We start from the raw sequence: 11,790 nt of genomic DNA on the forward strand, positions 1-11,790 counted from the left end.
TTCGCGTGAGCGCCGTGTGCTCAGTGCCTGCCGAGCACGTGCGGGCCGGTGCGCTCCGGCATGCCGTTCGCAAAGCGCGCCAACGACCACTCGGCCACGTCGGCGTCCGGCGTGCCCCCCTCGGCCAGGTCGGCGAGCACCTCGCCCATCAGCGCGGAGTACTTGAACCCCTCCCCCGAGTCTCCGCACGCGACGACGATTCCGCCGTCGAGACGGTCGACGACGAACGTGCCGTCGGGAGAGTCGGTCCAACTGCAGACCTGGGCATGGAGCACCGTCGGGACCACGGCAGGCATATCGGCAGACACCCGGTCGCGGAGCACCGTGGTCCGACCGTCGTCGGGTGTCCGGTCGATATCGTCAGCCCGGTAGTCCCGCAACGGGGCATCCAAACCGACCTTGTAGCCCGCACCCGGCGAGGGCATGGCATAGATTCCCGGGCGGTCACCGCGGGGTCCGTCGAACAGGCATGGAAAGTCGTCGGCAGCACCAGGATTGGCCGGATCGCCGAAGTACGCCACCTGTTCCAGATACGGGTGCAGCGGGAGGTCCAGGCCCAGCGGCGACAGCAGCGGGGCGGCGCCTGGTCCGGCCGCGATCACCGCGACATCGGCGTCGATCGTGGCACCGTCGGCCAGCACCACCCGAACGCCATTGGAGACCAGCTCGACGCGCGCCACATTGCGTTCCAGAAGCGTTGTGCCGGAGAGACTCTGAAAGATCCTCAGCTGAGCCTGCAGCGATGCAGCGGCAAGCACGACGCCCGCCACCGGCTGCCAGAGGGCGTCGCGGCCGTCGCTGCGCAGGCCGGGGAAGAACCGGTCCACGTCGTCAGGAACCACACTCGAGTACGCGACGCCGAGGGCATCGAGCGTCGACGCCACGGACGGCAGCGACTCGTCGTCACGCCACAGCAGGCCTCGGGTGAGGAACACGGGCGTTCCCGCCCGCTCGGCGAGGCGGTGCATCGCGTCGACACCTCGCTGCGCCAGCCGCACCCGCAGCGGGTCGGGGTCGGCGAGCCGCCACAACCGGGTCGATCCCGCCGATGACGACAATCCGTTGAGCGGGCCGTAGCGATCGATCAGCGTCACCCGGTGCCCGCGGCGAGCGAGTTCGGCTGCGGTGGGCAGGCCCCAGGCGCCCGCGCCGATCACCACGCACGTCATGGTCACGGTTGCATACCTATCGCAGCGAGCCTCAGCGCTTGTTGAAAATCGTTCGGTGCCATTCTTTTTCGGCGACATCGGTGATGTCGCTCATCACATGCTTGATGGTGAGGTACTCCTCGAACGAGTAGTCGCTCATGTCCTTGCCGAATCCCGATGCGCCGACGCCGCCGTGCGGCATCTCGGAGATGATCGGGATGTGGTCGTTGATCCACACGCACCCGGCGTTGATCTCGCGGGAGGCCCGCTGCGCGCGGTAGACGTCGCGGGTCCAGGCCGAGGCGGCCAGGCCGTAGACAGTGTCGTTGGCCTGCCGGATCGCGTCGTCGTCGTCGGTGAACGACCGGACGGTCAGCACCGGCCCGAAGATCTCGTCGCGGTACACCTCAGACGTCTCGGCGACATCGGCGATCAGGGTGGGCCGGTAGAACGCGCCGGGCAGATCGGGAATCACGCCACCGGTGACGACGCGGCCACCCTGTTCGGGAGCCCGGGCCACCATGGCCGCCACCTTGTCGCGGTGCGCGAAGGAGATCAGCGGGCCCAGATCGGTGTCGGGGTCGTGCGGGTCGCCGACGACGATCTTGCCCATCACCTCGGCGACGCCGGCGACGAAGTCGTCGTACAGGTCGCGGGCCACGATCGCCCTGGTCGCGGCGGTGCAGTCCTGACCGGTGTTGATCAGTGCACCGGCTACCGCACCCTGGATCGCGGCGTCCAGGTCCGCGTCGTCGAACACCACGAACGGCGCCTTGCCGCCCAACTCGAGCTGGGTGCGGTGGCCGTGGACGGCGGCGGCCGACATCACCTTGCGGCCGACGGCGGTGGATCCCGTGAAGGTGACGACGTCGACGTCGCGGTGGCCGGCCAACGCGGTGCCGACGTCGGCGCCACCGCCGGTGACCACGTTGAACACGCCATCGGGCAGACCGGCCTCGGTGGCCAGCCGGGCCAGCGTGAGGGTGGTCAGCGGGGTGATCTCGGCGGGTTTGATGACGACGGAGCAGCCTGCCGCCAACGCCGGGATGACCTTCCAAACCGCCATCTGCAGTGGGTAGTTCCACGGGGTGATGGTCGCGACGACGCCGACGGCTTCACGTCGGATGCTCGACGTGTGGTCACCCGAATACTCCGCGGTGGCCTTGCCTTCCAGATGGCGGGCCGCACCGGCGAAGAAGTCGATGTTGTCCACACTGCCGGGGACATCGAACTCGGTGGCCAGGCGCACCGGTTTGCCGGTCTGGCTGACCTCCTCGGCAACCAGCTGATCAGCATGTTCGTCGGCAAGCTTGGCGAGCTTGGCCAGCACCGCCGACCGCTCGGCCGGCGTTGCCTTGGACCAGCTGGGAAACGCCGCCCGGGCGGCTGCCACCGCGTTCTCCACGTCAGCGGGAGTGGCCAGGGCGTAATCGGCGACGGCCTGCCCGGTGGCCGGGTCGAGGATCTGATGGACGGGCCCAGCCGTCGCGACCGGTGCACCGTTGATCCAGCTACTCGTCACATTTACTGCCACGCTCATGGAGCCCCACGGTAACCGATAGCAGATTCGATCTCTACGCAATCCCGCGTTCGGCACGTTTCAAACGAGGGATTTCATCGATTCGGTTGCCGCAAACGACGGATTCCGTGCACAATCGAATGTATGAGCAACCCTGAGGGTGACGACCTTCAGCCCGTACAGCTGCGGGTGAACAACAATTCTCGCACCGCCTTTCAACTCGACGATCTGTCGAAGGCGATCATCGAGAAGTTGCAGGCCGACGGCCGCCGTTCGTACGCCGGAATCGGCAAGGCCGTAGGCCTGTCCGAGGCCGCGGTACGCCAGCGCGTGCAGCGCATGGTCGACGCGGGCGTCATGCAGATCGTCGCGGTGACCGATCCGCTGCAACTCGGGTTCGCCCGCCAGGCGATGATCGGCATCCGCTGCACCGGCGACACCCTGAAGCTGGCCGAGAAACTCGCCGCACTCGACGCCGTCGACTACGTGGTACTGACCGCCGGATCGTTCGACGCCATCGTCGAGGTGGTCTGCGAGGACGACGACAGCCTGCTCGAACTTCTCAACACCAAGATCCGCTCGCTTCCGGGAGTGATAACCACCGAAACCCTCGTTTACCTGAAACTCGTTAAACAGCAATACAATTGGGGAACCCGATGAGCATCACAGAAACCGCACCGACCACCGCCGCAGATCTGGGCGCCAAAGCCAACCGCCACCTGTGGGGTCACTTCTCCCGGCACGGCGAGGGCATCACACCGCCCATCATCACCCGCGGCGAGGGTGTCCGAATCTTCGACGACAAAGGCAAGAGCTACATCGACGGCCTGTCCGGCCTGTTCGTCGTCCAGGTCGGTCACGGCCGCAAGGAACTCGCCGAGGCCGCTGCCAAGCAGGCCGAGAAGCTGTCGTTCTTCCCGCTGTGGTCCTATGCGACGCCGCCGGCCATCGAACTGGCCGAGCGCGTCGCCAACTACGCGCCGGGCGACCTGAACCGGGTCTTCTTCACCACCGGCGGCGGCGAGGCTGTGGAGAGTGCCTGGAAACTGGCCAAGCAGTACTTCAAGCTCACCGGCAAACCCGGTAAGCACAAGGTGGTTTCGCGTGCAATCGCCTACCACGGCACCCCGCAGGGTGCGCTGGCGATCACCGGCATCCCGGCGTTCAAGGCGCCATTCGAGCCGCTGACGCCCGGCGGCTTCCGCGCACCGAACACCAACTTCTACCGAGCACCAGCCGAATACGCGCACGACGAAAAGGCTTTCGGCCGCTACTGTGCCGACCGCATCGCCGAGGCAATCGAATTCGAGGGGCCGGATACGGTGTGCGCCGTCTTTCTTGAGCCCGTGCAGAACGCGGGCGGTTGCTTCCCACCGCCGCCCGGCTACTTCGAGCGGGTCCGTGAGATCTGCGATCAGTACGACGTGCTGTTGGTGTCCGACGAGGTGATCTGCGCCTACGGCCGCATCGGATCGATGTTCGCGTGCGACGACTTCGGCTACGTGCCCGACATCATCACCAGCGCCAAGGGCCTGACCTCGGGCTACTCGCCACTGGGCGCGATGGTGGCCAGCGACCGCCTCTTCGAGCCGTTCAACGACGGAAAGACCGTGTTCGGCCACGGCTATACCTTTGGCGGTCACCCGGTTTCGGCTGCGGTCGCCATGGCCAACCTCGACATCTTCGAGCGCGAGGGCATCAATGCCCACGTGAAGGAAGCCGCCCCGGCGTTCCGGGCTACCTTGGAGAAGCTGTACGACCTACCGATCGTCGGCGACGTCCGCGGTGAGGGCTTCTTCTATGGAATCGAGCTGGTCAAGGACAAGGCCACCAAGGAGACCTTCAACGACGAGGAGTCCGAGCGCCTGCTGCGCGGGTTCCTGACGCCGGCGCTGTGGGAGGCGGGGCTGTACTGCCGCGCCGACGACCGTGGCGACCCGGTGATCCAGCTGGCCCCGCCGCTGATCAGCGGGCAGGCCGAGTTCGACGCGATCTACGAGATCCTGCACGGCGTGCTCACCGAGGCGGGAAAACTGTTGTAGCCCCGCGATTCTTACGCAAAACGGCATTCCGGCAGGATTGGCTCGAGTAGTCACCTGCCGGAATGCCGTTTCGGCCTTCATGGGATAGCTCACGCTCCCGAGATTCCGATCTACTCTCGACGGGTGCCGCGCAAACCACCCATAGATCCCGTCCGCTGGACACCGCCGCCCGTCGACGAACTGCCTGAATTCGGGCCGGTCCCCCTGACCATCGTGCCGATGCCCGGGGACGGCCCGGAGGATGTCGTCGCGGACGCGGCCGGGCACCTCTGGACCGGACTGGTCGACGGACGGATCATCCGAGTGTCGCCCGACGGCGCCGCGTCCGTCGTTGCCGATACCGGCGGCCGCCCACTCGGCATGCACGTCGCTCGCGACGGACGGGTGCTGATCTGCGACAGTCATCGCGGGTTGCTGGCACTGGACCAAACCACCGGCACAGTGTCGACGCTCGTCGCGTCGGTGAATGGCAGGCCGTTGAAGTTCTGCTCGAATGTCACCGAGACATCTGACGGCACAATCTATTTCACCGAGTCCACCAGCCATTTCCATTTCGAGCATTTCTCCGGCGCGATCATGGAGGCTCGCGGGCGCGGCAGCCTCTTCCGCCTGGACGGCGACGGCACCGTCACCACGGTGCTGGACGGCCTGTACTTCGCCAACGGACTGACCGCCACCGCCGACGAGTCGGCACTGGTGTTCGCCGAAACCCAGGCCCGACGTCTGTCGAAGTACTGGCTGAGCGGGCCACAAACCGGCACGGTGACACCGCTGGCCGTCAACCTGCCGGGGTACCCGGACAACATCTCCACCGGTGCCGACGGCCGGATCTGGGTGGCGATGGTGTCCGCACCGAACGCCGCAGCGGAATGGCTTGCACCCCGAGCCCCGGTGATCCGAAAACTTCTGTGGCGGTTACCCGACCGGCTCCAGCCACAGATCCGACCGCAGGTTTGGGTGCTGGCGTTCGACGCCGACTCCGGCGGCGTGCTCGCGGGTGTGCGGTCCACGCGTCCAGACTTCGGCACCGTCACCGGGGTCGTGGAATCAGCGGGCAAGCTGTGGATGTCGACGATCGCCTTCCCCGCATTGGGCTTCGCCGAGGTCCGCGACCTCCGCTAGGACCGTTGACAGCGGGTTTATCGTGGTTCGGGGGGACGGCTCCTTCGGCGGTGTGATCTTGGACAATCGCGCTTAGCGGCTTGGTTCCGTCCCCCTCCCCCTGCCCTGCCAGTCGTTCACAGCAGCTGGCCCAAACGCCGGGCACGTGCCGGGGCCCATTTCACATTTGTCACACAAACCACACACGTCACAGCGTGGCAAACCGGAAATCGCGTCCGATTCGCCTAATCTTCGGACACGATGGCGACCTTGCGGAGGACTACTCAGCGTGCGGTGTCCGCATTCGCGGCACTGGCGATGCTGACGGCACCCCTGATGACAGCCGGCGTGGCCAATGCCGACCCGGCGCCCGAATGCCCGTACAAGGTGACCACTCCCCCTGCGGTGGACGCCTCCGAAGCGCCCAAGCCGGGCGAGGTTGCACCCGGCCCGCTACCCGTGCCCGCCAAGACGATTGGCGGTGAGGCACTTTCCGGGTGCGGCGTGATCACCGCCGCAAACACGCCGCCACTGCCCAACGATGTCTCCGCCGAGTCCTGGGTGGTCGCCGATCTCGACAGCGGCGACATCATCGCCGCCCGCGACCCACATGGCCGTCACCGTCCGGCCAGCATCATCAAGGTGTTGGTGGCCACCGCCGCACTCAACGAACTCAACCTCAACAAGTTGGTCGCCGGCACCCAGGACGACGCCAACTCCGAGGGCACCCGAGTCGGCGTCGGACCCGGCGGCCAGTACACGATCAACGACCTGCTGCACGGCCTGCTGATGCACTCCGGCAACGACGCCGCACATGCCCTGGCGGTTCAGCTGGGCGGCATGGACCCGGCGCTGCAGAAGCTGAACATCCTGGCCGGCAAGCTCGGTGGCCGCGACACCCGGGCGGCCACCCCTTCGGGTCTCGATGGACCCGGCATGAGCACCTCGGCCTACGACATCGGCCTGTTCTACCGATATGCCTGGCAGAACCCGGCATTCGCCGACATCGTCGCCACCCAGACCTACGATTTCCCCGGCCGCGACGGCAATCCGTCCTACCCGGTGGAGAACGACAACAAGCTGCTCTACAGCTACCCGGGCGCGATGGGCGGCAAGACCGGATACACCGATGACGCGGGTCAGACGTTCGTCGGCGCGGCCAACCGTGACGGCCGGCGCCTGGTGGCCATCCTGATGAAGGGCACCCGGGTGCCGATCGCCCCATGGGAACAGGCTGCACACCTGCTCGACTACGGGTTCGCCACTCCGCCGGGAACCAAGGTCGGAACGCTCGTCGACCCCGATCCGTCATTGATCACGCCCAAGGCCGACGAGCCGACCGCTGCCCAGGCGGCTTCGGTTCTGCCACCGGCAGACGCCTTGCCCGTGCGGGTCGGTGTCGGGATCGTCGGAGGACTGGTCGTGTTCATGCTCATGATGGGCGCCCGGTCGCTGAACCGCCGCACCATTCGCTGACCCGCAACTTCCCGGCCTGAGACGACGACGCAGGCTGAGCACTTTGGGTCCACACCTTGGAAGCGAAATACCCACGGCGGCATCCCCTTCGGACCAGACGCCGTGGAGTTTCATCTAAGATATAGATGACTCCTATTGAAAATGTTTGCTGGACGCGATGACCCAATCGTGTTCGACTGGATCGCATGACCTTCATTGCCACCGTTCGCCCGCCGTGAAGTCATGCCCCTCATCGGTGCGACATTGAAAGTCCATGGCACCCTGAGTCTTCGAGTTGCCGATGCACAAGAACATCCGGGCATTGCCCGTCTCAGCAGGAGGAGCTCCAGAAGTGTCGATCAAATCATCTGACGCCGAAAGCGCCACACCGGCCGCCCAGGTCTCGTTCAAGTCCGCGCTGTCAGGCTGGACGTTGACGTGGCTCCTCATCGTGGCGATCGCCGTCGGCTCAACCATCGCGGCGTGGGCTGTGGGCGGTGTCAACGGGGCCAACCTCGGCATCCGCATCACCGCCCGCACATCGGCGGTCCTTTTCCTGCTCGCCTTCACCGCGTCGTCGCTCTACCAGCTGTGGCCGAACAGCACCACCAAGTGGATCCGCCGCAACCGACGCTATCTCGGCGTCGGGTTCGCCGGATCTCATCTCGTCCACGCCGCATTCATCGTCACGACAATCGTTCTGAACGAACAGCGGTTCGAGACCCGCGTGGTCGATCCCACCCCGCACGGTGTCTTCGTCCTGGATTTCATCGCCTACGGATTCATCATCGCGATGACCATCACCTCGTTCGACCGCATCTCCAAGCGCATGCAGTACTCGACGTGGAAGCGCCTGCACCTCACCGGCAGCTACGTCATCTGGTTCACGTTCTTCATCGCCTACTGGCGCCGTGGCGTCACCTACACCGAGTTCTACGGACCGTTCCTCATGATCGTCCTTGCCGCGTTGATCATCCGGTTCATCGCAAAAGCGAAGCGCGGTGGCGCGAAGGCCACGCACACGTAGCGCCCCTTGCCAATTTCTGACCGATCGGTCTAATCTCAGACCATGCGGTCAGAGCGAGCCAAGACGTTTACCGAGCAGGCGCGCCGCCGACAGATTGTCGAAGGCGCCCTGGAGGTGATCGCCGAACAGGGCTATCCGCAAGCGTCGCTGGCGCGTATCGCCGACCACGTCGGCATCGCGAAAAGCGCTGTGTTGTATCACTTCACCAGCAAGTCCGAAGTGGTCGAGGCGGTCTTCACCGAGATCTTCACCCGCGGCGTCGCGATGATCGTGCCCGCCGTGAACGCCGAAACCACTGCGGCGGCAAAACTGTCCGCCTACATCCGCGCCAACGTCGCGTTCGTTGCCGGCAACCGGTCGGCGGCCGTGGCGATGCTCGAACTCATCTCCGGTTACCGCGACGCGGATGGGCTGCGGGTCGACCAGGCCGCGGCCAAAGCGGTGCAGGAGCATCCGCCGACCGGTGACCTGGCCGCCCTCGACCCGCTGACCATCTTCACCGAAGGCGTGAGCAACGGTGAATTCCGGCAACTGTCACCACTGTTGATGAAGAACATCCTGCGCGGCGCACTGGACAGCGCAGCGCAGGAGTACGCACGCGACCCGAGCTACGACGTGATCGGTCACGGCGAGGTGCTCGTCGAGGTCTTCGAGAAGGCCACAGCACCGTGACCACCATCGTCATCGCGGCATTCGGCAGCCGCGGGGACGTCGCCCCGTACACGGGTCTGGCGCGACGGCTCGCCGAGGAAGGTTACCGCGTCGCCGTCGCCGCCCAGGAGCCCTACCGGGAACTGGTGTCCGCCTGCGGAATCGAATTCCGCTCGCTGCCCGGGGATACCGAACGCGCCACCAAGGCCTCACCGGGCGCGCAGGCGTTTGTCGACGGCGCCAGGATGCGGCCTTCCAGGGAACTGCTCGACGAGATGCGCGAGGATCTGCGCCAGCTGGGCTGTGGCCTGATCGAGGCAGCGAAAGACGCCGACCTGCTGCTGCTTCCGGCCGTCGCGGCCCTCCTCGGATACCACGTAGCCGAAGGACTCGGCATCCCCAGCGTCGGGGTCCTGCTACAACCAACCGCACCCACCGGCGACTTCCTGCCGTCAGTGCTCAGCGCCCGGTCGCTCGGCCGTTGGGGCAACCGGATGGTCGGCCGGTTGGGCGCGCTCGGCGAGCAGCCACACCTGACGCTGATCAATGACCTACGCTCCGAGCTCGGGCTACGCCCGACCACGTTGTCCGGGTACCAACGTCGACGTTCGGCCACCTGGCCCATCCTGCACGGGTTCAGCGAACACGTGGTGCCGCGCCCGGGAGACTGGCCGGAGCACCTGCAGGTCACCGGCTACTGGTGGCCATCAGAGCCCGACAATTGGTCCCCACCAGCCCAACTCGTCGACTTTCTGCACGCCGGCCCTCCACCGGTATTCGTCGGCCTCGGCAGTACCGCGACGGCGCGCGGGCCAGAGCTGTCGGACATCATCGGCGCGGCACTGCGTTCCGCCGGCACCCGAGCGGTGGTGCAGACTGGGTGGGCCGGGCTGCACTGCGCTGGCGACGACGTCATGATGGTCGACGAACTCCCCCACTCATGGTTGTTTCCACGGGTGGCCGCCGTTGTGCACCATGGCGGTGCGGGCACCACGGCAGCGACGCTTCGGGCGGGCGTCCCGTCGATTCCGGTCACCGGAATCATGGATCAACCATTCTGGGCGAAGCGGCTACAGCTGCTCGGCACTGCGCCTGCCGCGCTTCGACGCGCCACCGTGACCGCAGACCAGCTGGCCGCCGCCATCGGTGAGGTGTCCAGCAACCCGTCGTATCACGCACGGGCACAACATGTCTCCCAACTGCTGGTCCGCGAGGACGGAGCGGGTGTGGCGACGCAGCACATCACCGACCTGCTCAGCCAATCACGGGAGGTTCACCATGGCGAGTGACGCATTGATGGGCAACGCCCTACTGGCCGGGGCAATCGTGCTGGCCGGCGGAGCGATCGGTGCCGGAATCGGCGATGGACTCGCCGGGTCGCAGTTCATTGCCGGTGTAGCACGCCAGCCGGAGGCCCAAGCACGCTTGTACACACCGTTTTTCATCACCGTGAGCCTCGTGGAGGCAGCGTTCTTCATCAACATCGCGTTCATGGCGTTGTTCGTCTTCGCCACTCCGGGCGGATAGATGGCCACCGTCGCGATCATCGCCATCGGCAGTCGCGGCGATGTGGCACCGCTGACCGGGATCGGGGTGCGGCTGCAACAGGCCGGACATCGCGTGATCATGGTGGCGTATCAGGCATTCGCCGATCTGGTGACCGGATGCGGGCTCGAGTTCCGCGGTCTCGACGACAACCTCGACGGCACAGCAGATCTATCGGACGTATCGGCGCGCCAGGCCGCGAAGGCCATGGCGGAATTCCTCGCACCTGGCGGCATGCGGGCGTTGGGCGAGCGCGTGCTGGCGGCTCTCCGTGACGAACCGCTCGATGTCCTACTGCTGTCACCATTCGCCGAGCTGGTCGGCCATCCGCTTGCCGAGGCACTCGCCATCCCGAGCATCGGCGTGCGGTTGCAGCCCTTGTCAGCAACCGCCGACTATCCGCCGACCGTGCTGGGCGCGTGGTCCGCCGGCCGGTACGGGAACCGGGCGGCAGCGCGGATCGGCGCGGCCGCGATCGATGGGCTGTATGACAAGACAGTCAACAGCTTTCGCACGCGCCTCGGACTGCCCAAGGCCTCGGCTCGCCTACTGAGGCAGCGACGCACCGACGCTCGTTGGCCCATCTTGTACGGCTATTCGCCCACGGTGCTGCCCCCACCGTCCGACTGGCGACCAGGGATCGACGTTGTCGGCTACTGGTGGCCGGCACACCCGGCCGCGTGGCAACCGCCCACCGAACTGGTGGCGTTTCTCGACGCCGGCCCACCACCGGTCGTCATAGGGTTCGGCAGCACCGTCAACAGCAGCGCCGAGGCGAACCAGCTTTCCGCACTTGTGGCGCAGGCAGTTCGGTCCGCCGGCGCCCGTGCGGTGATCCAGGCTGGTCGGGCTGGGCTCGACGCCTGCGGAGACGACGTGATCGCCGTCGGCGATGTGCCGCACGACTGGCTGTTTGCGCGGGCGTGCGCCGTCGTTCACCACTGCGGCGCGGGCACCGCAGCGGCGGGGCTACGGGCAGGCATACCAACGATTGCGGTCCCGGCCGGCTACGGAGACCAACCGTTCTGGGCGCGAAGGCTGTTCGAGCTCGGAGTCAGCCCGCAGCCGATCCGGCAGAAGCGCCTCAACGCCGACACTCTCGGCGCAGCGATTCGAACGGTGTTGTCAACCAACCGGTTTCGAGACAACGCCGAGGCTCTCGCCATACGCATCGACGCGGAGGACGGTGCGGGGCGGGCGGTGACGGCCGTCGGGACGGTCCTGAGCGACCGGTGACGAATCCGTCGATTCTGCTGACACATAATTGCCGCGCGAGTTAAATACACCCCGGGCCTGCCAACC

11 protein-coding genes are annotated in these 11,790 nt (G+C 66.4%); 9 read left to right on the top strand and 2 right to left on the bottom strand.

What is annotated here, in order from left to right; all coding sequences use genetic code 11:
• Nucleotides 1–20: 20 nt before the first annotated feature.
• Nucleotides 21–1,169, bottom strand: coding sequence for an FAD-dependent oxidoreductase (locus tag AB0I14_RS11175; protein ID WP_358021241.1), 1,149 nt, complete (start codon nucleotides 1,167–1,169; stop codon nucleotides 21–23).
• Between the two features lie 31 nt (nucleotides 1,170–1,200).
• Nucleotides 1,201–2,688 (bottom strand): gamma-aminobutyraldehyde dehydrogenase, encoded by a 1,488-nt coding sequence (locus AB0I14_RS11180; RefSeq protein WP_358020294.1) that lies wholly within the window; start codon nucleotides 2,686–2,688, stop codon nucleotides 1,201–1,203.
• Nucleotides 2,689–2,811: 123 nt separating this feature from the next.
• Here AB0I14_RS11180 and AB0I14_RS11185 point away from each other — a divergent pair, with 123 nt between their 5' ends.
• The 9 genes from AB0I14_RS11185 to AB0I14_RS11225 all read left to right on the top strand — a co-directional run bounded on the left by AB0I14_RS11185 (nucleotide 2,812) and on the right by AB0I14_RS11225 (nucleotide 11,724).
• Nucleotides 2,812–3,327 carry an Lrp/AsnC family transcriptional regulator gene (locus AB0I14_RS11185; RefSeq protein ID WP_358020297.1) on the top strand — a complete coding sequence of 172 codons (516 nt, stop codon included), beginning with the start codon at nucleotides 2,812–2,814 and terminating at the stop codon, nucleotides 3,325–3,327.
• Complete coding sequence (locus AB0I14_RS11190) at nucleotides 3,324–4,709, top strand: aspartate aminotransferase family protein (protein WP_358020300.1); 1,386 nt, start codon at nucleotides 3,324–3,326, stop codon at nucleotides 4,707–4,709. Before AB0I14_RS11185 ends, AB0I14_RS11190 begins: the two co-directional genes overlap by 4 nt.
• Nucleotides 4,710–4,832: 123 nt before the next feature.
• On the top strand, nucleotides 4,833–5,831 hold the full coding sequence (locus AB0I14_RS11195) for an SMP-30/gluconolactonase/LRE family protein (protein WP_358020304.1): 999 nt from the start codon (nucleotides 4,833–4,835) through the stop codon (nucleotides 5,829–5,831).
• A gap of 240 nt (nucleotides 5,832–6,071) precedes the next feature.
• Nucleotides 6,072–7,286, top strand: coding sequence for a D-alanyl-D-alanine carboxypeptidase family protein (locus AB0I14_RS11200; protein WP_358020307.1), 1,215 nt, complete (start codon nucleotides 6,072–6,074; stop codon nucleotides 7,284–7,286).
• 331 nt (nucleotides 7,287–7,617) lie between these two features.
• Nucleotides 7,618–8,292: a hypothetical protein gene (locus AB0I14_RS11205; protein WP_358020309.1), complete on the top strand. Its 675-nt coding sequence runs from the start codon at nucleotides 7,618–7,620 to the stop codon at nucleotides 8,290–8,292.
• A 42-nt stretch (nucleotides 8,293–8,334) separates the two neighbouring features.
• Nucleotides 8,335–8,964: a TetR/AcrR family transcriptional regulator gene (locus AB0I14_RS11210; protein ID WP_358020312.1), complete on the top strand. Its 630-nt coding sequence runs from the start codon at nucleotides 8,335–8,337 to the stop codon at nucleotides 8,962–8,964.
• Nucleotides 8,961–10,232 (top strand): glycosyltransferase, encoded by a 1,272-nt coding sequence (locus AB0I14_RS11215; protein ID WP_358020316.1) that lies wholly within the window; start codon nucleotides 8,961–8,963, stop codon nucleotides 10,230–10,232. The genes AB0I14_RS11210 and AB0I14_RS11215 overlap by 4 nt, the downstream gene beginning before the upstream one ends.
• Entirely contained in the window at nucleotides 10,222–10,470 is a 249-nt protein-coding gene (locus AB0I14_RS11220) for a F0F1 ATP synthase subunit C (RefSeq protein WP_358020319.1), read from the top strand. Before AB0I14_RS11215 ends, AB0I14_RS11220 begins: the two co-directional genes overlap by 11 nt.
• Complete coding sequence (locus AB0I14_RS11225) at nucleotides 10,471–11,724, top strand: glycosyltransferase (protein WP_358020322.1); 1,254 nt, start codon at nucleotides 10,471–10,473, stop codon at nucleotides 11,722–11,724.
• Nucleotides 11,725–11,790 lie beyond the last annotated feature (66 nt).

The organism is Mycobacterium sp. NPDC050441 (genome assembly GCF_040655355.1).
Classification (GTDB): Bacteria; Actinomycetota; Actinomycetes; order Mycobacteriales; family Mycobacteriaceae; genus Mycobacterium.